General features: G+C 74.1%; 27 protein-coding genes. 7 read left to right on the plus strand and 20 right to left on the minus strand.

Translation table 11 applies throughout. The annotated features are described in order from the left end of the window. Nucleotides 1-6: 6 nt before the first annotated feature. The 4 genes from BUE41_RS22490 to BUE41_RS22505 all read right to left on the minus strand — a co-directional run bounded on the left by BUE41_RS22490 (nucleotide 7) and on the right by BUE41_RS22505 (nucleotide 3,184). Entirely contained in the window at nucleotides 7-1,302 is a 1,296-nt protein-coding gene (locus tag BUE41_RS22490) for a geranylgeranyl reductase family protein (protein ID WP_073459190.1), read from the minus strand. Nucleotides 1,303-1,369: 67 nt separating this feature from the next. After that, nucleotides 1,370-2,059 carry a demethylmenaquinone methyltransferase gene (locus tag BUE41_RS22495; protein ID WP_073459192.1) on the minus strand — a complete coding sequence of 230 codons (690 nt, stop codon included), beginning with the start codon at nucleotides 2,057-2,059 and terminating at the stop codon, nucleotides 1,370-1,372. Nucleotides 2,060-2,069: 10 nt separating this feature from the next. Next, entirely contained in the window at nucleotides 2,070-2,630 is a 561-nt protein-coding gene (locus BUE41_RS22500; RefSeq protein WP_073459194.1) for a hypothetical protein, read from the minus strand. A gap of 44 nt (nucleotides 2,631-2,674) precedes the next feature. Further along, entirely contained in the window at nucleotides 2,675-3,184 is a 510-nt protein-coding gene (locus BUE41_RS22505; protein ID WP_084755631.1) for a DUF3592 domain-containing protein, read from the minus strand. A gap of 95 nt (nucleotides 3,185-3,279) precedes the next feature. Between BUE41_RS22505 and BUE41_RS22510 the strand changes: the two genes are divergently transcribed. Beyond that, complete coding sequence (locus BUE41_RS22510; RefSeq protein ID WP_073459196.1) at nucleotides 3,280-4,566, plus strand: isochorismate synthase; 1,287 nt, start codon at nucleotides 3,280-3,282, stop codon at nucleotides 4,564-4,566. A 3-nt stretch (nucleotides 4,567-4,569) separates the two neighbouring features. Here the strand turns inward: BUE41_RS22510 and BUE41_RS31450 are convergent, their stop codons facing one another. From BUE41_RS31450 to BUE41_RS22545, 7 genes are all read right to left on the minus strand, one after another. Continuing rightward, nucleotides 4,570-5,853, minus strand: a complete 1,284-nt coding sequence (locus tag BUE41_RS31450; protein ID WP_200804062.1) for a sensor histidine kinase — start codon at nucleotides 5,851-5,853, stop codon at nucleotides 4,570-4,572. A gap of 94 nt (nucleotides 5,854-5,947) precedes the next feature. Further along, the gene (gene menD / locus BUE41_RS22520; protein WP_073459200.1) at nucleotides 5,948-7,561 is read right to left on the minus strand and encodes a 2-succinyl-5-enolpyruvyl-6-hydroxy-3-cyclohexene-1-carboxylic-acid synthase; all 1,614 of its coding nucleotides are present in this window, start codon (nucleotides 7,559-7,561) and stop codon (nucleotides 5,948-5,950) included. Then, complete coding sequence (locus tag BUE41_RS22525; RefSeq protein WP_073459203.1) at nucleotides 7,558-8,286, minus strand: PIG-L deacetylase family protein; 729 nt, start codon at nucleotides 8,284-8,286, stop codon at nucleotides 7,558-7,560. Before BUE41_RS22525 ends, menD begins: the two co-directional genes overlap by 4 nt. A 74-nt stretch (nucleotides 8,287-8,360) precedes the next feature. Beyond that, complete coding sequence (locus BUE41_RS22530; protein WP_073459205.1) at nucleotides 8,361-8,669, minus strand: adhesin; 309 nt, start codon at nucleotides 8,667-8,669, stop codon at nucleotides 8,361-8,363. Between the two features lie 49 nt (nucleotides 8,670-8,718). Further along, entirely contained in the window at nucleotides 8,719-9,546 is an 828-nt protein-coding gene (locus BUE41_RS22535) for an aldo/keto reductase (protein ID WP_073459206.1), read from the minus strand. After that, a complete protein-coding gene (locus BUE41_RS22540; RefSeq protein WP_159444955.1) occupies nucleotides 9,539-10,225 on the minus strand; it encodes a DUF998 domain-containing protein in 687 nt (228 codons plus the stop codon). Before BUE41_RS22540 ends, BUE41_RS22535 begins: the two co-directional genes overlap by 8 nt. A gap of 51 nt (nucleotides 10,226-10,276) precedes the next feature. Continuing rightward, nucleotides 10,277-11,341 carry a TerD family protein gene (locus BUE41_RS22545; protein ID WP_200804063.1) on the minus strand — a complete coding sequence of 355 codons (1,065 nt, stop codon included), beginning with the start codon at nucleotides 11,339-11,341 and terminating at the stop codon, nucleotides 10,277-10,279. A 130-nt stretch (nucleotides 11,342-11,471) separates the two neighbouring features. Here BUE41_RS22545 and BUE41_RS22550 point away from each other — a divergent pair, with 130 nt between their 5' ends. Next, nucleotides 11,472-12,392 carry a 1,4-dihydroxy-2-naphthoyl-CoA synthase gene (locus tag BUE41_RS22550; protein WP_234997485.1) on the plus strand — a complete coding sequence of 307 codons (921 nt, stop codon included), beginning with the start codon at nucleotides 11,472-11,474 and terminating at the stop codon, nucleotides 12,390-12,392. Here BUE41_RS22550 and BUE41_RS22555 read toward each other — a convergent pair. Beyond that, nucleotides 12,386-12,616 carry a hypothetical protein gene (locus BUE41_RS22555; RefSeq protein WP_073459210.1) on the minus strand — a complete coding sequence of 77 codons (231 nt, stop codon included), beginning with the start codon at nucleotides 12,614-12,616 and terminating at the stop codon, nucleotides 12,386-12,388. The two genes, BUE41_RS22550 and BUE41_RS22555, sit on opposite strands and share 7 nt — an antisense overlap. A 111-nt stretch (nucleotides 12,617-12,727) precedes the next feature. Here BUE41_RS22555 and menE point away from each other — a divergent pair, with 111 nt between their 5' ends. The 3 genes from menE (at nucleotide 12,728) to BUE41_RS22570 (ending at nucleotide 16,306) form a co-directional block, all read left to right on the plus strand. Beyond that, nucleotides 12,728-13,855, plus strand: coding sequence for an o-succinylbenzoate--CoA ligase (menE, locus tag BUE41_RS22560; protein ID WP_073459211.1), 1,128 nt, complete (start codon nucleotides 12,728-12,730; stop codon nucleotides 13,853-13,855). Nucleotides 13,856-13,977: 122 nt separating this feature from the next. Further along, nucleotides 13,978-15,405 (plus strand): hypothetical protein, encoded by a 1,428-nt coding sequence (locus BUE41_RS22565; protein WP_073459214.1) that lies wholly within the window; start codon nucleotides 13,978-13,980, stop codon nucleotides 15,403-15,405. A gap of 19 nt (nucleotides 15,406-15,424) precedes the next feature. After that, nucleotides 15,425-16,306 carry a 1,4-dihydroxy-2-naphthoate polyprenyltransferase gene (locus tag BUE41_RS22570; protein WP_073459215.1) on the plus strand — a complete coding sequence of 294 codons (882 nt, stop codon included), beginning with the start codon at nucleotides 15,425-15,427 and terminating at the stop codon, nucleotides 16,304-16,306. On the opposite strand, the gene BUE41_RS22575 is transcribed toward BUE41_RS22570, so the two are convergent. Continuing rightward, nucleotides 16,262-16,609 (minus strand): DUF4229 domain-containing protein, encoded by a 348-nt coding sequence (locus BUE41_RS22575; protein ID WP_073459348.1) that lies wholly within the window; start codon nucleotides 16,607-16,609, stop codon nucleotides 16,262-16,264. The genes BUE41_RS22570 and BUE41_RS22575 overlap by 45 nt on opposite strands. 145 nt (nucleotides 16,610-16,754) lie before the next feature. On the opposite strand from BUE41_RS22575, the gene BUE41_RS22580 reads away from it, so the two are divergent. Both BUE41_RS22580 and BUE41_RS22585 read left to right on the plus strand, forming a co-directional pair. Then, nucleotides 16,755-16,973 (plus strand): BldC family transcriptional regulator, encoded by a 219-nt coding sequence (locus BUE41_RS22580; protein ID WP_143172296.1) that lies wholly within the window; start codon nucleotides 16,755-16,757, stop codon nucleotides 16,971-16,973. 78 nt (nucleotides 16,974-17,051) lie between these two features. After that, complete coding sequence (locus tag BUE41_RS22585) at nucleotides 17,052-17,267, plus strand: hypothetical protein (protein ID WP_073459220.1); 216 nt, start codon at nucleotides 17,052-17,054, stop codon at nucleotides 17,265-17,267. Nucleotides 17,268-17,346: 79 nt separating this feature from the next. Here the strand turns inward: BUE41_RS22585 and BUE41_RS22590 are convergent, their stop codons facing one another. The 7 genes from BUE41_RS22590 to hemL all read right to left on the minus strand — a co-directional run bounded on the left by BUE41_RS22590 (nucleotide 17,347) and on the right by hemL (nucleotide 24,489). After that, nucleotides 17,347-18,555, minus strand: coding sequence for a MinD/ParA family ATP-binding protein (locus BUE41_RS22590; protein WP_084755635.1), 1,209 nt, complete (start codon nucleotides 18,553-18,555; stop codon nucleotides 17,347-17,349). 95 nt (nucleotides 18,556-18,650) lie between these two features. Further along, nucleotides 18,651-19,568 (minus strand): c-type cytochrome biogenesis protein CcsB, encoded by a 918-nt coding sequence (ccsB, locus tag BUE41_RS22595; protein WP_073459222.1) that lies wholly within the window; start codon nucleotides 19,566-19,568, stop codon nucleotides 18,651-18,653. Then, complete coding sequence (gene resB / locus BUE41_RS22600) at nucleotides 19,568-21,169, minus strand: cytochrome c biogenesis protein ResB (protein WP_073459224.1); 1,602 nt, start codon at nucleotides 21,167-21,169, stop codon at nucleotides 19,568-19,570. The genes ccsB and resB overlap by 1 nt, the downstream gene beginning before the upstream one ends. Before the next feature lie 2 nt (nucleotides 21,170-21,171). Further along, complete coding sequence (locus tag BUE41_RS22605) at nucleotides 21,172-21,927, minus strand: cytochrome c biogenesis CcdA family protein (protein ID WP_073459226.1); 756 nt, start codon at nucleotides 21,925-21,927, stop codon at nucleotides 21,172-21,174. A 71-nt stretch (nucleotides 21,928-21,998) separates the two neighbouring features. Continuing rightward, entirely contained in the window at nucleotides 21,999-22,589 is a 591-nt protein-coding gene (locus BUE41_RS22610; protein ID WP_073459227.1) for a TlpA family protein disulfide reductase, read from the minus strand. Then, nucleotides 22,586-23,218, minus strand: coding sequence for a histidine phosphatase family protein (locus tag BUE41_RS22615; RefSeq protein ID WP_073459228.1), 633 nt, complete (start codon nucleotides 23,216-23,218; stop codon nucleotides 22,586-22,588). The genes BUE41_RS22610 and BUE41_RS22615 overlap by 4 nt, the downstream gene beginning before the upstream one ends. After that, on the minus strand, nucleotides 23,215-24,489 hold the full coding sequence (gene hemL / locus BUE41_RS22620; RefSeq protein ID WP_234997498.1) for a glutamate-1-semialdehyde 2,1-aminomutase: 1,275 nt from the start codon (nucleotides 24,487-24,489) through the stop codon (nucleotides 23,215-23,217). Before hemL ends, BUE41_RS22615 begins: the two co-directional genes overlap by 4 nt. Nucleotides 24,490-24,517 lie beyond the last annotated feature (28 nt).

Raw genomic sequence — 24,517 nt, forward strand, 5'->3', positions numbered from 1 at the left:
CCCTTACTAGAGACTGGGCGTGATCTTGGTCATCGCGACGATCACCCGGTCGCTCACCGAACCGTCGCGCGGGTCGTACAGGTTGGCCAGCAGCTTGAGGATGAACCGCATCAGCGTGGTCCGCGGCAGCCCGTACTTCGTGGCCAGACCCATGATCGTCGGGTTGCCGATGAGCTTCGAGAACAGGTTGCCCATGCGGTAGTAGCTGCCCAGCGCGTCGCTCAGCGCGGCCGGGTAGCCGGCGAGCGCCGCCTCGGCGGACGCCCCGGAGCGGGCCAGCGCCTGCACCGCCACCCGCGCCGCGATCGCCGCCGACTCCATCGCGTACGCGATGCCCTCCCCGTTGAACGGGTTGACCATCCCGCCCGCGTCCCCGACCAGCAACAGGCCCGGCCGGTAGTGCGGGGTCCGGTTGAACCCCATCGGCAACGCCGCCCCACCGACCGGGCCGACCGCGTTCTCCTCGCGGTATCCCCATTCCTCCGGGGTGCCGTCCAGCCAGGACCGCAACAGCGCCCGGTAGTCGGTGGTGCCGTACGCCTTCGACGTCGACAGGATCCCCAGGCCGACGTTCGACGTACCGTCGCCCATCCCGAAGATCCAGCCGTAGCCCGGCAGGAGCTTCGGGTGCGCCGGATCCGAGCGGTCCCAGAGCTCCAGGTGGCTCTCCAGGTAGTCGTCGTTCGTGCGCGGGCTCGTGTAGTAGCGGCGCACCGCCACGCCCATCGGCCGGTCGTCGCGCTTGCTGATGCCCACCGACAGCGCCAGCCGTGCGCTCACCCCGTCGCAGGCGAGCGTGAGCGGAGCCCGGAAGCGGACCGGCCGCTTGTCCTTGCCGCGCCCGACGTGCCCGGCCACGCCGACGACCCGCCCGGCGTCGTCCAGCACCGCCTCGGTGATCGTGGTGTCCTCGTGCAGCCGCGCACCCGCCTTCTCGGCGTTGCGCACCAGCAGCTCGTCGAAGTCCTGGCGCGGGCGCACCGCGCCGAAGTTCGGGAAGCTCGCCAGCGTGGGCCACTCCAGCTCGAGGGTGACGCCGCCACCGACGACCCGCAGGCCCTTGTTGTGCAGCCAGCCGTTCTTCTCCGAGCAGTCGATGCCCAGGTCGATGATCTGCTTCATCCCCCGCGGGGTGAACCCGTCACCGCACACCTTGGGGCGCGGGAACGTCGACTTCTCCAGGAGCAGGACATCCAGCCCGGCGCGCGCGAGGTACGCGGCAGCGGTCGAGCCGGCGGGACCGGCACCGACGACGATGACGTCGGCCTCCCCGTCGGACGTGGTGGGAACGGGTGCAGCCACTGGCGGCTCCTTGTGAAGGAATTCACGAAGTCCGAGGCGAGTCTAAACACCCAGGTTGGGGACCCGTCTACCCGGTGCGCACCGCGCGGTGCAGAGCGACCGCACCGCCCACGAGGTCTCGCCAGGCGACCTCGCCCCAACCCGCGGCGGCGATCGTGCGGGCGAGTGCGGCCTGGTCGGGCCAGTCCCGGATCGACTCGCCCAGGTAGCGGTAGGCCTCGGGGTTGCTGGACACCACGTCCGCCACCGCCGGGAGGATCCGCTCGAGGCCGAAGTAGTAGGCGCTGCGGAACGGCGTCCACTTGGGACGTGAGAACTCGCACACCACGAGCCGGCCGCCCGGCTTGGTGACGCGCGCCATCTCCCGCAGTGCACGCTCCGCGTCGGCGAAGTTGCGGATCCCGAACTGGACCGTGACCGCGTCGAACACGGCGTCGGCGAACGGGAGGTTCAGCGCGTCCCCGGCCACCCGCGGCACGCTGCGGTGCGCTCCCGCCTCCAGCATGCCCAGCGAGAAGTCCACCGCGACGCACCACGCGCCCGACCGCTGCAGCTCCACCGTCGACACGGCGGTGCCGGCGGCGAGGTCCAGCACCTTGTCCCCCGGCCCGATGCGCAGCGCCCTGCGGGTCAGCGCCCGCCACCGGCGGTCCATGCCCGCGGTCAGCACGGTGTTCGTCAGGTCGTAGCGGCGGGCCACCCCGTCGAACATCGCGGCGACGGCGTGGGGGTCCTTGTCCAGATCGGCCCGGATCACGGCCTCGACCCTACGGGCCGGGCCGTTCCTGCACGCGGGCGACGGCCTGCTCCAGGCCGGTCAGGTAGTCCGCACGGACCTGCTCGGCGATGGCGGGCCACTCCGCCTCTGGCCGGCTGAGCGGCCGGTCGGGCTGCGTGCCGAACGCGCCCATGCCGTGCAGGTTGATCCAGCGGTGGTCGTAGGCGTGCGGGTGGGCGCGGTCCCACGCGACCGCGCGCTCCACGATCCGCCGCAGCCGCGCCGCGTCGGCGAACGTCCAGCGGTTGATCGGCTCGCCGTACCGCTGGCGCAGGATCGCGACGGCGCCGCCGACGGTGGGATCGGCGCAGCGGGCGACGTCGAATCGGGTCCGCAGCTGAGCGACGTGGTACCAGGTCGCGCCCTCCTCCCGGTGCCCGCCGGCGAAGAGCGCCGCGGCCAGCGCGTGCAGCACGGGCGGGAGGTGCCGGTGCGGGGCGGCGAGCACGGTCGTGACGGCGGCGGCCGGGGCGGGTCCGTGCAGGGCGGCGATCAGCTCGGCTGCACCGGTGACGTCGACCGCGGCGTGCTCGGGAGTGGGCGGGAACACGGGATCGACCCTGCCCGCCGGAAGAGGCACGGGCATCCGCAGTGCTACGCAGCGGTGCCGCGCTTGCGCTTCAACCACCACGCGAGGGGTCCGAGGAGCACCCACGTGACCAGCACCGCCAGCGCCAGCGGGCCCGACTGGCTCAGCGCCGTGCGCCCCGCGACCCGCACGAGGTCAGGATCGGCCGAGTCGTACTCGACGAAGATCGTCTCCCCGATCTGCGTGCCGCGCGGGTAGGCCACCCCGTCGGCCGGGACGACGGTCTCGCCGGTGGCGGTGGTGAAGCGCACGAGGGTGCGGGTGAACGACGAGCCCTCGAGCACCTCGGCCTGGGCGACGGCGAGGTTGGCCTCGATCTTGCGGTCGTCGACCGCGGCGCCGGCGACGGCGAACACGGCCAGTGCGGTGATCAGCAGCGCGAGCCCGGCGACGAACTCCGCGGCCCTGGCCCGGAACAGGCGCACGACCGGGCGCACGAGGTCGGCGAACTCGTCCGCCAGCTTCGTGACGGTGGCGCCCGCGCTGGGCGGGCCCGCCTGCGGTGTCCCGGTCACGGCCCGTGACTCTAGCCGGGACCGGGCCGCCGCTGTGGTCAGCGCCTCGTGGGGTGGACGCGCAGGCGCGCCCTCGTCCTCATACCCTCGGTGACGTGACGACCGCCCCGTTACCCGCCGGTCTGGGCGTCCGGACGCGGCTCGTCGAGGAGCCCGGACGGCTCCTCGACCTGCTCCCCGACGCGCAGAACCCCCTGTGCTGGCTGCGCGAGGGGGAGGGTGTCGTCGGGTGGGGCGAGGTCGCGCGGTTCACCGGTGCCGGGGCCTCGCGGTTCGCCGACGCCGACGCGTGGTGGCGCCGCTTCGTCGCGAAGCTGGACGTGACCGACGAGGTGGGGGTGCCGGGCACCGGCCCGCTCGCGTTCGCCAGCTTCACCTTCGCCGACGACTCGCCGGGTTCGGTGCTCGTGGTGCCGCGAGTGGTCGTCGGCCGCCGCGGCGGGGTGTGCTGGATCACCGAGTTCTCCGGCGACGGGCCGTCGGCCGTGTGGTCGGTCAGCCCGGTGCAGCCGTCCGGCCCGATCCGCTACTCCGACGGCGAGATGACAGTGGCCGGGTACCGCTCCGCGGTCGCCGAGGCCGCCCGCCGGATGAGCCGCGGTGAGCTGGCGAAGGCGGCACTGGCGCACGATCTGCTGGCGGTCGCCGAGCGCCCGTTCGACGGCCGGTTCCTGCTGGCGGGTCTGGCCCGCCGCTACCCGACGTGCTGGTCGTTCGCGGTGGACGGGCTGGTCGGCGCCACGCCGGAGCTGTTGGTGCGGCGCAGCGGCGGCACGGTGTCGGCGCGGGTGCTGGCCGGCACGAGCTGGTTGGGCGAGGGCGGTGCGGCCGACGCGGAGGGGGTGGCGCAGCAGCTGCTGGCCTCGGCGAAGGACCGCCACGAGCACGCCCTCGCGGTGGACTCCCTGGCCGACTCGCTGCGGCCGCTGTGCGCCTCCCTGGAGGTGCCGGAGGTGCCGTCGGTGGTGGAGCTGCGCAACGTGTCGCACCTGGCGACCGACGTGCGCGGCACACTGCCCGCGGAGTCGCCCGCCTCGCTGCTGCTGCTCGCGGAGGCCGTGCACCCGACGGCCGCGGTGGGCGGCACCCCGCGCGAGGCGGCGGTCGCGCTGATCGCGGAGCTGGAGTCGATGGACCGCGGGCGCTACGCGGGTCCGGTCGGCTGGGTCGACGCCGAGGGCGACGGTGAGTTGGGGGTGGCGCTGCGCTGCGCCCAGCTGGACGGGCGCTACGCGCGGCTGTACGCGGGCTGCGGCATCGTCGCGGAGTCCGATCCCGACACCGAGGTGCGCGAAGCCGCGGCGAAGCTGCTCGCGGTGCGTGAGGCGCTCGAGGACGAGCCCGGGGTCGATCCCGAGGACGGTCGCGAGGATCGCGGGTAGCGCTCAGCCGATCCGCTGCACGGGCAGCTCCAGCGCGGCGATGCAGCCGCGTTCGGCCGAGATGAGCGTGAACGTGCCGCCGTAGCGGTTGACGATCTCCGCGGCGGTGGCGAGCCCGTGTCCGTCCCTGCGCAGCACCTCGGGGGCCGCGCCCTCGGGCAGGCCGGGGCCGTCGTCGGCGACCTCGAGCCGGACCCGGCCGTTCTCCCGGCGCGCGCGCAGCCACACGTGCGCCCCCGGAGCGTGCCGTTCGCAGTTGACCAGCAGGTTCGTGAGCACCTGGCCGAGTGCCCAGTGGTCCATGCCGACCCGCAGGTCGGGATCGACGTCGAGGTCCACCGCGAGCCCGGACGAGCGGTGCACGACGGCCAGATCGCGCAGCAGCGGCGCCACGGCGGCACCGTCGGGCGGGTCCTCGCGCTCGTCGAGGAGGCGGCGCAGCTCACCGGCCTCGGGCCCGGGGAGGGCGGCGACGGCGGCGCGCAGCTCCTCCTCGCGGTCGGCGGCGGCCGCGAGCGCGGCGTCGGCGGCGGCGAGCCGGTCGCGCACCCCGTCCACGGTCGCGGCGAGGTGCCCGGCCGCGGCCCAGACCAACAGCAGCGCGGCGCCGAGCTGCAGCGCCTGCCCGACGGGCCCGTCGACGGCGCCGGGTGCGGTGCCGGAGACCAGCGCGATCGCGTGCGCGGCGGCGAGCGCGACGAACGCTACCCCGACCCGGCGCGGCAGCACCCGGCCGTGCAGCGTGCCGGACACGGTGACGAGCATGCCGACCGCACCGGCGCCGGACCAGGCCAGCATCCCCGCACCCAGCACCAGCCAGGACGACGGCGGCGCATCCGGGGCGACTGCCCGGGCCACGACGACGGCGATCAGCAACGCGGTGGCGAGCCCGCCGATCAGCAGCGGCGCGCGGTCGGGGCGGGGGACCGCGGTCCGCAGCGTCAGCGCCAGGAGGCCGACCGACCCGAGCGCGGCGGTGCTGGCGGCGAGCAGCCAGAACTGCTCCACCTCGCCGGGCACCCCGCGCAGCAGCAGCGGCACGGTGACGTACGCGGCGACGGCAGCGGCGACGAGCCGGGTCCGCGGGTTCCCGCTGGTACCGGCCGCGGCGGCGAGCAGGGCGGCCGCGACGACGGCCAGGTCGGCCGGCAGGTGGTGCAGCACGCCGACGCCGACGGGATCGTGCGGCAGCAGGACCACGGCGAGCGCGCCCACCGCGACGCAGGCGGCCAGCGCCGCCACCTCCACGAGCGGCGCGCGGACGAGACCACGGACCGTGATGGGCAACTCGATGACCCCTGTCGTTGTCGACGACGACACGGCAGTGCCGGGCCGGGCGCTGGGGAGCTCCATCTTGCTGTCGGGCACGTCACGGCCCCCGTTACGCCCGGCCGGCGACCGCTTCCGCCACGGCCGCACCGATCACCTTGCGCAACTCTGCGTGAGCGGCCCGCAGCGTGCTGCGGTCGGCCGGGACCTCGATCATCCGTATCCCGGGCGCCGGGGCCAGCACTCCCGCCAGATCGGCGGGCGCGACGGCGGTGTGCTGGATGCCCACGGCGGCAGCCAGCGCCGCGAGATCCACGGTGTGCGGGGTGCCGAAGACCCGCTCGAACGCTCCGGCGTACTGCGGCGCGCCCTGTTCGAGCAGGCCGAAGATCCCGCCGCCCCGGTCGTTGAGCACGACGATCGTCAGGTCGGGGCGCTGTTCCTCGGGCCCGATCACCAGGCCGGTGACGTCGTGCAGCAGCGTGAGGTCGCCGAGCAGCGCGTAGGCCGGGCCACCGTGCGCGAGCGCGAGCCCGGCTGCGGTGGAGACGGTGCCGTCGATGCCCGCCACCCCGCGGTTGGCCAGCACCGTGAGCCCGGCGCGCGGGCGGGCGGCCAGCGCCACGTCGCGCACCGGGTTGGACGAGCCGAGCGTCAGCGCCGCCCCCGCCGGGAGACCGGCCACCAGCTCGCGGGCCAGCCGCAGCCCGATCGGAGCCTGGCCGGCGTCGAGGACCGCGTCCAGCGCCGCGCTAGCCGCCCGGTCGGCCGCGAGCCACGCGTCGTACCAGGCGGGATCGGGCAGCATCGTGGGCAGCGACCCGACCGCGCGCACGGTGGCCGGCACGTCGGTCCACGGTCCCGACCCGGCCAGCGCGTACACGGCCACGGCCGGGTCGGCGAGCAGCCGCTGCACCGGGCGGTGCAGGGTGGGCCGGCCGGCGACGATCACCTGCTGCGGGCGCAGCGCGGGCTCGTCCAGCAGCCACGGCCCGGCGCGCAGCGCGCCCGCCCAGGCCGCCGAGCCCGGCTCGGCGACGACGGGCAGCCCGTCGTAGTCGGGCCCCGGATCCCCCTGCCCGGCGATGACGAGCGTCGGTGCGGTGGGGTCGAGCGGCAGCGGCGGTACGTGCGGGACGGACGGCGCCACGGCCGTCCAGGGGGCCCCGTCGGGGCGCCCCGGCGGCCACGCCTCGTCAGCGGGGACGAGCGGTTCGGCGAGCGGCACGTTGAGGTGCACGGGTCCCGGCCACGGCCCGGCGGCGGCAGCGAGCAGCCGGCACACCTGGGCGCGGACGCGCCGGTCGTCGGTGGAGGCGGTGGCGAACTGCCGCACGGCGGTCCCGAACAGGCCGTGCTGATCGATGGTCTGGCTGGCGCCGGTGCCGACGAGGTCGGTGGGCCGGTCCGCGGTCAGCGCGATCACCGGCACCCCGCTGTGGGCGGCCTCCAGCACAGCGGGATGCAGGTTCGCGACCGCGGTGCCGGACGTGGTGCACACCGGCACCGGCCGCCCGGAGCCGCGGGCCAGCCCCAGCGCCAGGAACCCGGCGCCGCGCTCGTCGATGCGCACGTGCAGGCGCAGCGCCCCGGCCGCGTCGGCAGCGTGCAGGGCGAACGCGAACGGCGCGTTGCGCGAGCCCGGGCAGAGCACCACGTCGGTGACGCCGCCGCGCACCAGCTCGTCGACGATCGCGCGGGCGGTCCGGGTGGCCGGTCCGCTCACAGCGCGAACACCTCGAAGGCGGTGGCGAGCTCGGCCCCGGGCAGACCCTTCGCGGTCTCCTCGGCGGCCGAGCGCAGGAACGTCTCCGGCTCGGCCATGGCCCCGCCGAGCGCGGCCAGGTACTCGCGGTGCGCCGCCAGCGAGGCCACGGCGCGGTCGAACACCGGGCCGATGTCGACGGCGTGCGTGCTCTGCGGTGATCCCGCGACCGCGATCCAGCGCACCCCGGTCCACGGCTCCCCGAGCTCGGGGAACAGCCACCGGTTGGCGGCGTCGCGGACGGCGTCGATCGTGGCCCGGCCGACCGCGATGTGATCGGCCTGGTTCAGGTGGCCGCCCGGCCAGGTGTCGTGGTGGTTGCTGGTGACGACCAGCTGCGGCCGGTGCCGGCGGATCGCGGCAGCGATGTCGCGGCGCAGCGGGACGCCGTAGGTGACCAGCCCGTCGGGGTGGTCGAGGAACTCCACGCCGGTGTCCGGGTCGACGCCGACCTCGGCTGCGGCGGCGCGCTGCTCGGCCTCGCGGAGCGGGCCGCACCGGGCGGGCTCGATCGTGTCGATGCCCGCCTCGCCGCGGGTGGCGAGCAGGTAGGTGACGGTCCGGCCGGCCGCGGTCCACACCGCGACCGCGCCGGAGCCGCCGTACTCGAGGTCGTCGGGGTGGGCGACGACGACGAGCGCACGGTCCCAGTCGTCGGGCATCGGCTCGTACGTCGGTGCGGTCATGGCGCCCATCCTGCCTGGTCGCACATTCGTCCGCGCCGCGTGCCTCGCGACGGTGAGGGGTCAGGCGATGAGCCTCAGACGCCGGCGCCCGGCTGCTGCGGAGCGATCGCGAACCGCAGCTCCTGGCCGCCGTCGGCGGTCGGGGCCTGCTGGACGTCGAGGACCTTGTCGTCGAGGACCGCGGCCGCGGTCGCGTCGAGGAACACGGACACCCCGTCCCCCGACAGCACGACGTCGTCCTGGGCCGGCTGGCCGGCGAGGGTCAGTTCCAGCCCCTGGTCGGGGTTGGGGGCGGCGATGCGCAGCCCCCCGCCCTCGGGGAGCTCCGCATCGGTGGTCAGGGTCTTGATGGCCTCGGCCGCCAAGTCGGTGATTGCCAACATCGTTCCCACGCTAGGCCTGATCGGCCGGTTTCGCAGGACGGAGCCCCGATCAGCCGAACGTCTCCGGGTCCGGCCCGAGCCGCCGGCCGCGGTCCAGCGCGCCGATCACGGCCATGTCATCGCTGGTCAGCTCGATGTCGAACAGGTCGAGGTTCTCCCGCATGCGCTGCGGGCGCACCGTCTTGGGGAACACGATGTTGCCGAGCTGCAGGTGCCAGCGCAGCACGATCTGGGCGGGCGTCTTGCCGTACTCGTCGGCCAGCGCCGTGATCGCGGGATCCGCGAGCAGCTCGCCGCCTTGCCCGATCGGCGCCCACGCCTCGGTGGCGATGGCGTTCTCGCGGTGGTAGGCGCGCAGCTCGGCCTGCTGCAGGTACGGGTGCAGCTCGATCTGGTTGACCGCGGGCACCGTCCCGGTCTCGGCGGCGAGCCGCTGCAGGTGGGCGGGCAGGAAGTTGGACACGCCGATCGCGCGCGCCTTGCCCTCGGCGAGGATCTGCTCGAACCCCTGCCAGGTCTCGACGTAGCGATCGGCGAACGGCCGCGGCCAGTGGATCAGGTAGAGATCGACGTAGTCGAAGCCGAGCCGCTCCAGGCTCTCGTCGAGGGCCTTGCGGGCCTCGTCGCGGCCCTGCCGGGAGTTGTCCAGCTTCGTGGTGACGAAGACCTCGTCGCGGTCCAGCCCGACCTGGCGGATCGCCTGGCCGACGCCGGTCTCGTTGCCGTAGCCCTGGGCGGTGTCGATGTGCCGGTAACCGGCCTCCAGGGCCGCGACCACGATGGCCGCGGTGTCGTCCGGCGGCACCTGGAAGACGCCGAACCCCACCTGCGGGATGTCGACGCCGTTGCTCAGTCGGACGGTGGGGGTCTCAGGCATCCCCCGACCGTACCCCGTGTCCGGTCGCGTCCGTCTCCTCCGACCCGGGCCGCGGACGCTGCCGCAGCACCCACACGCCGAGCGCCACCACGCCCAGCACCATCGTCAGCGCGAGCACGCGTTCCATCAGGCCCAGCGGCCACACCTGCCACCACGGCTTGCCGATCACCGGTCCGAGCGGGACGCCGATGAGGGTCACGGCCAGCCAGACCAGCGTCGCCGCACCCGTCCCGACGGCCCAGCGGGCCCCGACCGCCCGGCCGAGCAGCACCACGGCCAGCGGCAGCGCGATGAACGCGACGAGGCTGGCGTAGCGGTGGATCGTGCCGGACAGGCTCGGCCCGATCGCCCAGTTCGTCTTCTCGAAGACGACGACCAGCACCAGCCCCGCCACACCGGCGCCGTAGAGCAGGGTGGCGGGCGAGACCAGCCGCACCCGGCCGCTGCCGATCAGTGCGCCGAGCACCGCGACGGCACCGGCGGCCAGCGCCAGGACGCCGATGTTGAACAGCCAGCCGAACTCCCCGATCCCGTACTCGCTGATCGTGCGGCGCACCGGGTCGACGCTCGTCGCGGCGAGCAGGTGCAGCGCGCCGATCGTCAGCACCGCCACGGCCGCCCCGGCCAGCCCGACGCCGGCCAGCAACCGACCGTCGATCCGCGCACGAGCAGGGGTCACGACGTCCACGACCCGATCAACGCCGCGGACCGGCCGGCTGGTTCCCGCCGGTCAGCGCAGCAACCCGGCCACCGTCTCCTCGGCAGGGCCGTACATGGCCCGCACGGTCTTGCCGTCGTGGAACTCACCGATCGCGGTCATCTCCCAGGTGGCCCCGGCGCGGTGCAGCACGCTCATGATCACGCCGGTGCGCGGCTCGGAGTCGGTGAGGTCGAACCGGACGAGCTCGGCGCGGCCGTCGAGGTCGACCAGCCGGCAGTACGCCCGCGCGACCTCGGTGAACTTCTGCCCGCGGAAGGAGTTCACGGTGAACACGACCGCGACGACGTCGTCGGGCAGCCTGGCGAGATCGACCTCGATCGTCTCGTCGTCGCCCTCGCCCGCGCCGGTGAGGTTGTCACCGGAGTGCGCGATCGCGCCGTCGTAGGCGCTCTTGCTCATGAACCACACCGAGTCGGACCTGCGGCCGCGGCGGTCGATCGTGATCGCCGAGGCGTCCAGGTCGATGTCGCGCCCGCCGCGGGCCGGGTCCCAGCCCAGCCCCATCGCGACCCGGCGCAGCGCCGGGGCTCCGGTCTTGACCAGCGACACCGTCTCGCGCTTCTGCAGCGACACGCGGCCCTTGTCCAGGTTGATCTTCCCCGGTGCGGGCGGCGGGGCGGCGGGCTGCGCAGGGGCCTGCGGCTCCTCGTCGACGGTGATGCCGTAGTCCGTGGCGATGCCGGCCAGCCCGTCCGCGTAGCCCTGGCCGACCGCGCGGACCTTCCACTGCGCGTCGCGGCGGTAGATCTCCACGCACAGCAGCGCGGTCTCCGGGCCGAGCCCGTCCGGGACGAACGCGACGAACGGGGCGCCGCCCACGGCGACGTCCAGCCGCAGCCCGCCGAGCTGGCCGAACGTGGCCGGGCCGCGGCCGTCGAGGCTCGCGGTGACGACGACCCGCTCGATCTCCGGCTCCACCGCCGCCGGGTCGACGTCGACGCCGTCGGGCCGGTAGCGCACACCGGTGGCCTGCGGCTGGTTGTAGAAGACGAAGTCGTCGTCGCTGCGGACCGTGCCGCTCGCGGTGACCAGGAGCGCGGAGATGTCCACCGGCGCCGCCGCTGCGACGGTCACGGCGACGGGTCCTGCCGGGAGCGTCGTGTTCGCCCCCTTGGATAGGGTCTGCACGCGCCGATCCTGCCAGCCGTGCCCCGGCCGGCGCCTCCGTCGACGCACGCAGATCGCGGCCGCCTACTGTGATCGGGTGCCAGAGCAGGTGACAGAGCAGGTCTCCGAGATCTTCGATCCGTCGGCGTGGAAGCCGGTTCCGGGCTTCTCGTTCACCGACATCACCTACCACCGGGCGGTCGACGTCGGCGCAGTGCGGATCGCGTTCAACCGGCCCGAGGTGCGCAACGCCTTCCGCCCGCACACGGTCGACGAGCTGTACACCGCACTCGACCACGCCCGCCAGACCTCCGACGTCGGCTGCGTGCTGCTCACCGGCAACGGCCCCTCCCCCAAGGACGGCGGCTGGGCGTTCTGCTCGGGCGGGGACCAGCGCATCCGCGGGCGGACGGGCTACCAGTACGCGTCCGGGGAGACCGCCGACACGGTCGACCCGGCCCGGGTCGGGCGGCTGCACATCCTGGAGTGCCAGCGGCTCATCCGGTTCATGCCCAAGATCGTCATCGCGGTCGTGAACGGGTGGGCGGCCGGCGGCGGCCACTCGCTGCACGCGGTGTGCGACCTGACGCTGGCCAGTGCGGAGCACGCCCGGTTCAAGCAGACCGACGCCGACGTGGGCTCGTTCGACGGCGGCTACGGCTCGGCGTACCTGGCCCGGCACGTCGGGCAGAAGTTCGCCCGCGAGATCTTCTTCCTCGGCCGCACCTACACGGCCGAGCAGATGCACCAGATGGGCGCGGTGAACGCTGTCGTACCGCACGCGCAGCTGGAGGCCGAGGCGCTGCAGTGGGCGCGGGAGATCATGGGCAAGTCGCCGCAGGCGCAGCGGATGCTCAAGTTCGCGTTCAACCTGGTCGACGACGGGCTGGTCGGCCAGCAGCTGTTCGCGGGCGAAGCGACCCGTCTGGCGTACATGACGGACGAGGCGATCGAGGGCCGCGACGCGTTCCTCCAGAAGCGGGCGCCCGACTGGTCGGGTCACCCGTGGTTCTACTGACCGCCGGTCATCGCAGTGTCGGTTCCGGTGCCGATTCCCGTGTCGATCCCGGCGTCGATCCCGGCCGCGACCTCCGCGCGCCAGGCCGCGAGCAGCCGCACCAGCGGATCGGCGCAGGTGGGGACCTCGCCGCGGCGCAGCCTCTCGATCAGCTCGTCGTCGGCGCGCACGGCCGGGGCGGACAGCGGCGGGCAGCCGCTGCGGTGTCCGTCCTTTGAGGCCATGGTTCATGGTCCCCGAGCAGCGCGGATCCGAAACCCGGGCGGTCGGGTGGCGTTCGTCCGAAAACTGATGACCACAGGTCACGAACTGGTCCGAACGGGTGGTCACCCGACATGGTGAGGCCGACGTTCGTGCCCGTCGACGGCTCACCAGCCGCGATCGAGGCGCTGGCGCGGGCGCTGGAGGCGGCCCTCGACGGTGGACCGGCGGTGCTGCCCGGCACCCGCGACCCGGGCGAGGTGGGCGATGCCGGCCGGGCCGCGCTCGTGATCGCCACCTCCGGGTCGACGGGCCGTCCGAAGCGGGTGCTGCTGCCGGCCGCCGCCCTGCGCGCCTCGGCGGAGGCCACCGCGACCCGGCTGGGCGGTCCCGGCCGCTGGCTGCTCGCCCTGCCCGCCGAGCACATCGCCGGGGCCCAGGTCGTGGTGCGGTCACTGCTCGCCGGCACCCGCCCGGTCGTGCAGGACCTGCGCGGCGGCTTCCGGCCCGACGACTTCGCCGCGGCCGCCGAACGGCTGGGCGGCGAGCGCCGCTACACCAGCCTCGTGCCCACCCAGCTGGCCCGCATCCTCGACGCGGCCGACGCGGGCGCCGACGCCGGGCTGCGGGCGCTGCGCGGGTTCTCCGCGGTGCTGGTCGGCGGCGCGGCGCTCCCGGCGCCGCTGCGGGAGCGAGCCCGGGCGGCCGGGGTCGCGGTCGTCACGACGTACGGGATGAGCGAGACCGCGGGCGGCTGCGTCTACGACGGGGTGCCCCTGGACGGAGTCACCGTCGAGCTGGAAGACGGCCGGATCGTGCTGGGCGGGCCCACGCTCGCCGACGGCTACCTCGGCATGCCCGAGGAGACCGCTGCGGCGTTCGCCGGCGGCCGGTTCCGCACCAGCGACCTGGGCCGCTGGGTGAACGGCAGGTTGGCCGTCCTCGGCCGCGCCGACGACGTGATCATCACCGGTGGGGAGAAGGTGGCGCCGGCCGCGGTGGAGGACGTGCTGACCGCGCAGCCCGGCGTGCGCGCGGCCTGCGTCGTGGGGCTGCCGGACGCGGAGTGGGGTCAGGTCGTGGCCGCGGCGCTGGTGCTCGATCCCGGCGCGACCCCCGACGCGGCGACCGCGGCCGTGCGCGCGGCGCTCGGCCGGCACGCCGTGCCCCGCCGGGTCCGCGTCGTCCCCGACATCCCCCAGCGCGGCATCGGCAAGCCCGATCGGGCAGCGGTGGTCGATCTCTTCCACTCCGGCGGGTGACGAACCCCTACGCCCGTTGGGAGTGCTCACTCTCCGCTGATTGACCGTTACTCGTCTGTGCGATCTGCTGTCGAGTCACAACAAGCACTCCAGTCACAGCAGTCACTCGGGGGTTACGGCAGATGCGGATGCGGCTCTGCGGAGCGACGGCGGTGGCGATCGCCACCACCATGCTCGGGGCGCTCGTCGGAGCGGCGCCGACCGCCGCCGCGGACACCACCTGGACGACGTGGCCGGTCGACCTCGCCGCGGGCGACGCGGTCGGTGTCGTCGTCGACGGCGGCACCGCCCGACTCGCCGACGAGGGCACGTTCGCCGCACCCGCCGCCGAGGGCAGCCCGGAGAGCGCCGGCGCACCGCCGATCCCCATCGGCCTGCTGACCTTCCCCGCCCACGAGCTGCCCGACCCGACCACCCGGGTGACCGCGCAGATCTCCGGCGACGCCCCCGGCGCCACCGTCGACGTCCGCGGGCGGCGGGCGAACGGCAACTGGACCGAGTGGGTGCCCGCCGACGCCACCGGCACCGTCGAGCTCCCCGAGCCGACCAGGCACGTCCAGGGCCGGCTCGTCCTGAGCGGCCCGGGCGAGGTCGACGAGCTCACGCTCTCCGCGCAGCCCCTCCGCGGCGCCGAGGGCGCCCCCGAGGCCGTCGAGGCCGCGCCGCTGTCGTACCGCGTGTTCGCCACCCGGGAGGGCCTGGTCGGCGGCACGACGGCCAACGGGCACGTGATCGTCGAGCGCGACCACTTCGTCGCCCTCCCGTCCCGCCGCGCGCTCTCGCCGAAGGGCAGCCACGACTACTCGGTGAAGGTGTGCGCCCCGAACGGCCGCTGCGCGTTCGCGCCGGTGTGGGACGTGGGGCCGTGGAACACCCGTGACGACTACTGGAACCCGCCGGACGTCCGCCAGGAGTGGAAGGACCTACCGCAGGGCACACCGGAGGCGCAGGCGGCGTACCGGGACGGCTACAACGGCGGCAAGGACCAGTTCGGCCGCACCGTGAAGAACCCGGCCGGCATCGACCTCGCCGACGGCACCTTCTGGGACGACCTCGGCCTCAAGGACAACTCCTGGGTCACCGTCGAGTACCTGTGGACCGGCTCGGTCCGCCTCTCCCGCGTCGCGAGCGACGCCACCGCCGCGGTGTACGCCGCGCCCGACCCGGCGTCCGAGATCGTCGGCATCGCGGCGGGCGACGCCGGGGTGCCCGTGCACTGCCGCCTGGTCACCGCGGTCGGCGAGTTCCTGCAGATCGGGCTGAACCAGTTCCTCGACGCCGCCGTCGTGCCCGATGCCGGCGACGTCGCACCCTGCGCGGCAGTACCCGAACAGGTCACGCTGCTCGCCGCGGCGGCGCCCGTCGCAGCGATGGACCGCACCCCGACGGCCGTCCCGCCCGCGGCGCTCGACCGGACCGTGGTCGCGGCCGGGGACCCGGCGGTCGACGAGTCCGGCGTCACCGTCGGCGACGTCACGATCAGCGCGTCCGGCGCCTCGACGGGCGAGTCCGGTGTGACGATCGATGCGTCGGGCATCACGAACGGCTGAGCGGTTACGGTTGCACCCCGTGGCGACGGTCGCGGAATGGATCGAGGGGGCGCGGCCGCGCACCCTCCCGACGATGGTCTCCCCGGTGCTCGTCGGGTGCGGAGCGACGATCGGGGCGCACGCGTTCGGCCCGTGGCGGGCCCTGCTCGCCCTGATCGTGGCACTGGCGCTGGGCGTCGGCGTGAACTACGCCAACGACTACTCCGACGGCATCCGCGGCACCGACGACGAACGGGTCGGGCCGGTGCGGTTGGTCGCGTCGAAGCTGGCCTCCCCCGAGGCGGTGCGGACGGCGGCGCTCGCCTGCTTCGCGATCGCCGGGCTGGCTGGGCTCACGCTGGTATCGCTGTCGGGCACGTGGTGGCTGATCGCGGTCGGCGCGGCGTGCGTGCTCGCGGCGTGGTTCTACACCGGGGGCAAGCGCCCGTACGGCTATGCCGGGCTGGGCGAGCTCGCGGTGTTCGTCTTCTACGGCCCGGTCGCCGTGCTCGGCACAGTGATCACCCAGGACGCCCCGGTGACCGCGCCGGCCGTCGTCGCCTCGGTGGGCGTGGGGATGCTCACGTCCGCGGTGCTGGTGGCCAACAACCTCCGCGACATCCCGACCGACGCCGCCGTGGGCAAGCGCACCCTCGCCGTCCGACTGGGCGACCGGGACACCCGTCGGCTGTACGCGGCCATCGTGCTGATCCCGCTGCTGTTCTCGGTCGTGCTCGCGCTGCTCGCCTGGCCGCTGGTGCTCGGGCTGCTCGCCGCCCCGCTCGCGATCTCCGTCACACGGACCGTGCGAAGCGGCGTCGGCGGTCGCGACCTGATCCCGGTGCTGGCGAAGACCGGCCTGCTGCTGCTGGTGTGGTCAGCCGGAACGGCCGTCGGACTGGCCCTCTCCGGCTGGCTCTGAGCCGACCCGCGCCTCGCTCTCCCCGCCGAGGTCCTCGCCGCGCAGCTTCGCCCGCAGCGCCTCCCGCTCGGCTCGGCGACGACGCACGGCGGCGTCCAGCGCGGCGTCCAGCCGCGCGCGCATGCCCCGGAACAGCACCATGGACAGCGGGAGCGCGACCACGAGCGCGACCAGCACGCCGACCAGGAGCGGCACGCCGAACGCGACCAGCACGCCCGCGACGACCGCCACCAGGCCGACCCTGGCCAGGGCGTACAGCGCGAACGTGGCGGCCAGGCCGTGGGTGCGTTCCGGCTCGTCCATGCCCACGAGGGTAGCCCGCGGCGTGGGTCACCCGCCCTGTCCGGTTCGTCCTTTAAGAGCCCTTTACCTACACCCAACCGTTCGCCTACCCGGGGTCCCCGATGTCACGATGGCCCGGTTAGTGCATCCACCAGTGGAGGCCAGTGTGACCGTCACGACCAGCGACAACGAGCGGCTCCTCACCCCCGGAGAGGTCGCCGCGCTCTTCCGCGTCGACCCCAAGACCGTCACGAGGTGGGCTTCCGCAGGCCGCATCGGATCGATCCGCACGCCCGGCGGCCACCGCCGGTTCCGGGAATCCGAGGTGCGCAAGCTGCTCGCCGACCTCACCAGCGAGGCCACCGTCCCGCCCGCGAGGTCGTGACCGTCCGGCGACGAGTCGCGCGACTCACCCCGCCCCCACCTCCGAACGGCTAATCTCGGACGTGGAGGTGGTTGGACCATGCTGATCCTCGTCGCGCTCATCGGCGCGGCCATCGTTGCCCTGGTGCTGTGGCGCGCCATGCATTCGGCGCGCGCGGGCATCGCGGAGCCGCCGCCGCGCAGGCAGGCCACCGGTCCGGTCCGGCGCATCGCCGGACCCGACGACGACCCGGAGTTCCTCCGCAGACTCGCCGAACAGGTCCGCCGCCAGCAGAACGACCCGCCGAAGGACTGACGAGGATCAGCGAACGTCCCCCGCGCGGCGGCCCGGTGCCGGGCCGCCGCGCGAGATGACGTCGATCGGCCGCGGCGATTCAGGCGCCGGCTTCGAACGCGTCGGCCACCACGGCGGCGAGCTCCAGGAGCGCGTCGCGGGTCGCCGGCGCCAACCGGTCGAGATCGATCTCCGCCCCCTCCTCCAGGTGCTCGTCGAACGGGATGCGGACGACGGCCCGGCACCGCGCAGCGAAGTGCTCCGCGACCCGGTCGAGGTCCACGCTCCCCGATCGGCGGTGCACCGAGTTGATCACCGCGACGGCGTTGGCGACCAGGTCGCCGTGGCCGTGCGCGTCGAGCCAGTCCATCGTCGCCGAGGCGCTGCGCGCCCCGTCGATGGAGCCCGACGAGACGATGATCAGCTGGTCGGCCAGCCCCAGTACCCCGTACATCGCCGAGTGCATCAGGCCGGTGCCGCAGTCGGTGAGCACGATGTTGTAGAAGTGCTCCAGCAGGTTGACCGTGCGCCGGTAGTCCTCTTCCGAGAAGGCCTCCGACACAGCCGGGTCCTGCTCGCTGGCCAGCACCTCGAGCCGCGACGGGCCCTGCGAGGTGTAGGCGCGCACGTCGGCGTAGCGGCGCACCCGCTGCGCGTCCCGCAGCAGGTGCCGCACGGTGGCGCTGGTCTCCAGCGGGATCTTCTGGCTGAGCGTGCCCCGGTCCGGGTTGGCGTCGACGGCGACGACACGGTCACCGCGCAGGGACGCGAGCGTGCCGCCGAGCGTGGCGGTCACCGTCGTCTTCCCGACACCGCCCTTGAGGCTCAGCATCGCGATCTTGTGGCAGCCCAGCAGCGGATGGTTGACCCGCGCCGTCAGCTCACGGCGGCGGATGTCGGCGGGGCTCTCCCCCGGGTTGATCATCCGCCCGCTCATCAGGTAGATCGCGCGCCGCCAGCCCGACTGCGGGGGCCGCTTGACCTTGCGCAACAACCGCGCCGAGGCCAGGTCGGCGCCCTCGGCCTGCCCGTTCGCCTGCTCCGACCGGGCCCGCTGCGCCTGCTGGGCGGCCACGGCAGCCGGATCGACCCAGCGCACGGCCGGCCGCGGCGCGGGCGAGGCCGGCACCTCCTCCACACCTCCGGGCGGGGTGAGCGAGTGCCGCCCGGTGGCCGGTTCGTCCGGCTTCTGCGCGGGGATGCCCGATGCCGGTGTCTGACCCCAGCGTTCCCGCACGTAGCGGCCCACGGAGCCGTCGGGGTAGTCCTCGGCCGAACCGGTCCCCTTCGAGGTCTCACTCTGGGTCATGCACTCATCCCGCCGGTCGCATCAGATTGACCGCTGAACCCGCTCACGAACGCCGACGGTAGTCGCGAGGTGCCCGCGGGTCGAGCCGACGAGCGTCACCCCACTCCTGCGTATGAGTGCAGCCCGGCGACGACCAGGTTGATGAAGAACAGGTTGAAGATCATCGTAGTCAGACCGGCGATGTTGATCCACGCGGCCCGCCCCGTGCGCCATCCCGCGGTCGCCCGTGCGTGCAGGTAGGCGGCGTAGATGACCCAGGCGACGAACGCGACCGTCTCCTTCGGGTCCCAGCCCCAGAACCGGCCCCACGCGGCCTCCGCCCAGACCGCGCCGGCCACGACCGCGAACGTGTAGAGCGGGAACGCGACGATCATGACGCGGTAGGCGACGCGGTCGAGGACGTCCGCGGTGGGCATGCGCTCGGCGATCGCCGCCGGGACGCCGCTCCCGCTGCGCAGCAGGAACAGGATGCTCGCCACCCCGGACACGATCAGCAGGCCGGACGAGATCGCGATCGCCGTGACGTGCACGGGCAGCCAGTAGGAGCGCAGCGCCGGCATGACCGGGCCCGCGGCCGTGTAGAGCGCGGTGCCGCCCAGCGTCATGAGCACGACGATCGGCAGCAGCACCCACGGTGCCGCCGAACGGGCCGCCGGGACGCGGCGCAGCATGACCAGCCACGTCACGACCGCCGCGAAGGTGATCATCGAGATGAACTCGTACATGTTGCCCAGCGGCCAGCGCTCGGTCGCCAGGCCGCGGGCGACGATCGACGCCAGGTGCAGCAGGGCGCCCAGCACCGCCACCGAGACGCCCATGTTCGCCGCGCGAGCACCCACGGCCCGGGCCGGCTGCTCCTCCGCGGCGGGGATGTCCGCCGGGGTGCCGCCCGCACCGACCAGCACCGGTCGGCGGGTCCGCACCGCCGCCTGCGCGTAGGCGTGCAGCACCATCGCCAGCACGTAGACGGCGACGGCGGCGATGTAGAACCAGTCGGAGTACTGCGCGAGCATCAGCCGTCCTTCTTCTCAGGGCCCAACAGCTCCGCCCGGAGGCGGTCGAACTCCTCGCCGTAGCCGGCGCGGTCGGTGCGGGCGAGCCCGCCGAGCTCCACGACCGTACGGCCTTCGGTGTCGGCGGCCTGCAGCCGCACCCAGAACCGGCGCCTGCGGATCGTCAGCGACAGGGTGATGCCGATCAGGACCGCGATCGCGAACACCAGCACCCAGTCCTGCCCGGGATCGTGGCTGACCTGCACACCCACCCACTGGTTGACCCCGTCGAAGCGGATCACGGTGCCGTCGTCGAGGGTGATCTCCTGGCCGGGCACGAGGTTGGCGCGGGCCACCCGCTGCAGCGCACCGGACTCGATCTGCCGCTGATCGACCTGGAAGATCGACTGGCCGCGGCCGTCGTCCAGACCGAGATCACCGCGCAGCACGTCGACCGCTACCTCGGGATCGCGCAGCGCGGGGAACACCGAGGTCACCACGTCGCCACCGGAGCTGGTCGGGGCGAAGAGCCCGGTGATCGCCAGCTGGCTGGTGCGGCGCTGCTCCTCGTCGGTGATGCCGGGGCGCTCGAACTTCGTGGCGCCCTCCGAGAGCAGCGTGCTCGGGTCCACGACGCGCCACTGGATCTCCCCGGTGCGCTGCTGGCCGTCGGGGAAGGTCACGGTGAACCGCGGCGCGTAGCCGTGGTCCATCAGGTAGACGCGCAGCCCGTCGACGCGCAGCGGGGCGTTGACGGCCAGCGTCGCGGGCCGCCACTCGGCGGTGCTCCCCTCATCCAGGTCCGAGGTGGTCTGGTAGCCGATCTCGGCGCGGTAGTCGGCCGCCTGCCCGTCGGCGCGGTAGCTGGCCTCGAACTGGTCGATGCGCAGGCAGAACGGCTCCAGCTCGGTGCCGTCGACCCGCAGCCCGGCCCGGAAGGAGTCGTACCCGAGGATGCCGGAATTGCAGAACTGGTTGCCGACCGGGATGATCACGCTGCCTTCGTAGCCGTACAGCTTGCCGGCCGCGAAGCCCACGAGCAGGCCCACCATCGCCAGGTGGAAGAGCACGTTCCCGGCCTCGCGCAGGTAACCCTTCTCGGCGGAGAACTCCCGCACCCCGGCACCGGCGCGCTCCTCGGTCCGCTCCGCACTGCGCCAGCCGCGCAGCAGCGCGCGCACCCGGTCCGCGACCTCGTCCGGGGTGCCGTCGACCGGGCCGGTGGCGTGGTGCGGCAGCCGGCCGAGGTTGCGCGGCGTCGCGACCGGCGGGGTGCGCAGGGCGCGCAGGTGCTCCACGGAGCGGGGCAGCACGCACCCGATCAGCGACACCATCAGCATCAGGTAGATGGCGGCGAACCAGGGGGCGGCGAAGACGTCGAACAGCCCGATCCGGTCCATCAGCGGGGCCAGGTCGGGGTGGTCGGTGAAGTACTGGTCGACCAGATTCAGGTTGAGCGAGCGCTGGGGCAGCAGGGCGCCCGGCAGCGCCGCCACCGCGAGCAGGAACAGCAGGACGAGCGCGGTGCGCATCGACGTCAGGCCGCGCCAGGCGTTGCGCAGCACCGCGAACGGCGAGGTGCGCACGGGACCGGGAGCCGGTCGTTCCAGGGAGTCGACCACGGCTACAGCACCGGCTCGAAGCCCGCGATCGCGACCTGCAGGCTCGCGATGAGTCGGCCCCACACCCCGGTGAGCAGCAGCACCCCGACCGCGACGAGCAGCACGCCACCGGCGATCTGGATGGTGCGGGTGTGGCGGCGCAGCCAGCCCAGCGCCCGGACCGCCCGCGAAGCGCCGAGCGCGATCAGCACGAACGGCAGGCCGAGGCCCGCGCAGTAGGCCAGCACCAGCACGACCCCGCGCAGCGAGCCTCCGCCGGTGCCGGCGGCGACGGCGACGACCCCGGCCAGCGTCGGGCCGATGCACGGCACCCAGCCGAGGCCGAAGACCGCGCCGAGCAGCGGCGCGCCCCACACACCCGCGCGGGGCACCCAGTGCAGCCGCCGCTCGCGCTGCAGGAACGGCACCAGCCCGACGAACGCCAGCCCCATCACGACCATGACGACGCCGCCGATGCGCTGCAGCACCTCCTGGTTGGCCAGCAGCGCGTCGGCCAGCCACACGACGCCGACCATGATCGCGCCGAACACGACGGTGAACCCGGCGACGAACAGCGCCGCCGCCCCCGCCACCCGGAACCGGCCGCGGTCCTGCTGCAGCGGCGCCTCGACCCCGACCAGCCCAGCGAGGTAGGCGAGGTAGCCGGGGACCAGCGGCACCACGCACGGCGAGGCGAAGCTCACGGCCCCGGCCAGCACAGCGACGACCGCTGCGAGCAGCAGCGGGCCGGAGACCGCGAGTGCGGTGGCGGGATCCATCCCATCCAGCGTAAGCACCCTGGCCGCGAGCCCGGCGACCGGGTTCTACAACGCGTAGTGGAACGGTGGGGTCACGCCGCGGGTTCGGCCACCAGCCGGTCCAGCAGCGGTCGCAGCTGCACCTGCGACACCTGCGCCAGGAACACCGCGGCCACCCGGTGCTGCTTGTCGAACACCACCGTGGACGGCACCACGTTGCGCGGGAACCCGTGCAGCCTCAGCAAGCTGCGCCCGGCCGGATCGAAGATCGAGTCGTAGCGGACGCCGCGGGCGGTGAGGAAGTCCGCGGCGGAGTGCCGCTCGTCCTTGACGTCGATGCCCAGGACCGCGACCCCGGAGTCGGCCATCTGGTCGGCCACGGCCTGCAGGTCGAGGACCTCCTCGCGGCACGGCCCGCACCACGAGCCCCAGATGTTGACCACCACGACGCGGCCGGGGTAGTCGGCGAGCGCCGCGATCGCGTCCGGCCGCAGCAGGCTCTCCCCCTCGATGCCGCTCACCGGACGGCGGGATTCCGGCGGATCGTAGGTGATCGCCGTCTGCCCGCCGGGGGCGACGAACACGAACTCCTGGTTGCGCTCGACCGCGTCCGCGCCCACCCCGCAGCCGGCCAGGACGACGGCGGCGAGCAGCGCGGCGAGCAGGCAGGCGAGCCGCCTCATGCGCCCGTGACCCGTGGGTCGCTCGACCCCGCGGGCTCGCTGTAGCGGACCTGTTTGAGCTCGGTGCCCTCGAACACGAGCGAGGTGAGGGACGCGAGCGCGCACTGGCGGCGGCGTGGATCGTGCCAGAGCTTCTGCCCCGTGACGTAGCGGCGCAGCGTCCAGATCGGCAGCTGGTGCGACACGCACAGCACCTCGTGGCCGGCGCCCAGCTCGCGCGCGCGGTGCACCGCGGCCAGCATCCGCTCCGCGATCTGCCGGTACGGCTCGCCCCAGGACGGTCGGAACGGGTTGCGCAGCAGCGGCCAGTGCTTCGGGCTGCGCAGCGCCCCGTCCCCGACGGCGACCCGCTGGCCCTCGAACGCGTTGTCCGCCTCGATGAGCCCTTCATCGGTGACGATCTCGAGGCCGTGCCGCTTCGCCGTCGGGGCCGCGGTCTGCTGGGCGCGCTCCAGCGGCGACGCCACGACCGCGGCGAGATCGGCGTCGGCGAGGTGCTCGGCGACGATCTCGGCCTGCCGCTCCCCACGGGTCGACAGCCGGAAGCCGGGCAACCGGCCGTAGAGGATCTTCTCCGGGTTGTGCACCTCGCCGTGGCGCAGCAGGTGCACGATCGTGCGCTCGGTCACGGTGCCTCCGCGGCCGCGGCCGCCTGCGCCGCTGCCGGGAGGGCGGCCTCGATGACGGCGAACGCGTCGTCGTCGAGCGCGGCGGAGACGAACCACGTCTCGAACGGGCTGGGCGGTGCGTACACGCCGCGTTCCAGCAGCGCGTGGAAGAACGGCGGGAACCGCCAGTTCTGGGCGGCCTGGGCAGCGGCGTAGTCGTGCACCGGGCCGTCGGTGAAGAAGACCGAGAACAGGTTGCCGGCCAGCTGCACGTGGTGCTCCACCCCGGCCGCGCTCAGGGCGTCGCCGACGAGCTGGGCCAGGCGGGCGGCGTTGGCGTCCAGGGCGGCGTACACGCTCGCGTCGGCGTTCCGCAGGGTGGCCAGCCCGGCCGCGACGGCGACGGGGTTCCCGGACAGCGTGCCGGCCTGGTAGACGGGCCCGGCCGGGGCGAGGTGGGCCATGTGCGTGGCCGGACCGCCGAACGCGGCGGCGGGCAGCCCGCCGGACATGACCTTGCCGAACGTGTACAGGTCGCCGGCCACCCCGTCGATGCCGAACCAGCCCGCCGGGGAGACCCGGAACCCGGTCATGACCTCGTCCATCACCAGCAGTGCGCCGTGCGCGTGGCAGAGATCGCGCAGACCGGCGTTGAAGCCGGGCTTCGGCGGCACCGCGCCCATGTTGCCGGCCGCGGCCTCGGTGATCACGCACGCGATCTGGTCGCCGCGCTCGGCGAACACCGCGCGGACCGCCTCGAGGTCGTTGTACGGCAGCACGATCGTGTCGGCAGCCTGAGCGCCGGTGACGCCGGGGCTGGTCGGCAGCCCGAGCGTCGCCACGCCGGACCCGGCCTGAGCGAGCAGCGCGTCGACGTGCCCGTGGTAGCAGCCGGCGAACTTCACGATCGCGGTGCGCCCGGTGATGCCGCGGGCGAGGCGGATCGCGCTCATCGTGGCCTCGGTGCCGGAGTTGACCAGCCGCACCTGCTCGACCGGCCGCACCCGGGCGATGATCTCCTTCGCCAGCTCCACCTCGGCGGGCGTCGGCGCCCCGAACGACAGCCCCTGCCCGGCGGCGGCGCGCACCGCGTCCACGACGGCGGGATGGGCGTGCCCGAGGATCATCGGGCCCCATGAGCAGACGAGGTCCACGTAGCGGTTGCCGTCGGCATCGGTGAGCCAGGCGCCCTGCGCGGAAGTGATGAAGCGCGGGGTGCCACCCACGGCCGCGAAGGCCCGCACCGGCGAGTTCACGCCGCCGGGGATGACCGCGGAAGCGTCGGTGAACAGGCGCGCGGACGCGCTCGTGGACTGCGCT

The sequence above is a fragment of the Pseudonocardia thermophila genome (genome assembly GCF_900142365.1).
Classification (GTDB): Bacteria; Actinomycetota; Actinomycetes; order Mycobacteriales; family Pseudonocardiaceae; genus Pseudonocardia; species Pseudonocardia thermophila.

Excerpts from the sequence above, each read along its gene's own strand:
- BUE41_RS22585 (WP_073459220.1), top strand. The coding sequence starts at position 17,052 with ATGCTGATCCTCGTCGCGCTCATCGGCGCGGCCATCGTTGCCCTGGTG.
- BUE41_RS22610 (WP_073459227.1), bottom strand. The coding sequence starts at position 22,589 with ATGAGGCGGCTCGCCTGCCTGCTCGCCGCGCTGCTCGCCGCCGTCGTC.
- BUE41_RS22530 (WP_073459205.1), bottom strand. The coding sequence starts at position 8,669 with ATGTTGGCAATCACCGACTTGGCGGCCGAGGCCATCAAGACCCTGACC.
- menE (WP_073459211.1), top strand. The coding sequence starts at position 12,728 with ATGGTGAGGCCGACGTTCGTGCCCGTCGACGGCTCACCAGCCGCGATC.
- BUE41_RS22565 (WP_073459214.1), top strand. The coding sequence starts at position 13,978 with ATGCGGATGCGGCTCTGCGGAGCGACGGCGGTGGCGATCGCCACCACC.
- BUE41_RS22590 (WP_084755635.1), bottom strand. The coding sequence starts at position 18,555 with ATGACCCAGAGTGAGACCTCGAAGGGGACCGGTTCGGCCGAGGACTAC.
- BUE41_RS22555 (WP_073459210.1), bottom strand. The coding sequence starts at position 12,616 with ATGGCCTCAAAGGACGGACACCGCAGCGGCTGCCCGCCGCTGTCCGCC.
- BUE41_RS22535 (WP_073459206.1), bottom strand. The coding sequence starts at position 9,546 with ATGCCTGAGACCCCCACCGTCCGACTGAGCAACGGCGTCGACATCCCG.
- BUE41_RS22525 (WP_073459203.1), bottom strand. The coding sequence starts at position 8,286 with ATGACCGCACCGACGTACGAGCCGATGCCCGACGACTGGGACCGTGCG.
- BUE41_RS22575 (WP_073459348.1), bottom strand. The coding sequence starts at position 16,609 with ATGGACGAGCCGGAACGCACCCACGGCCTGGCCGCCACGTTCGCGCTG.
- ccsB (WP_073459222.1), bottom strand. The coding sequence starts at position 19,568 with ATGCTCGCGCAGTACTCCGACTGGTTCTACATCGCCGCCGTCGCCGTC.
- BUE41_RS22605 (WP_073459226.1), bottom strand. The coding sequence starts at position 21,927 with ATGGATCCCGCCACCGCACTCGCGGTCTCCGGCCCGCTGCTGCTCGCA.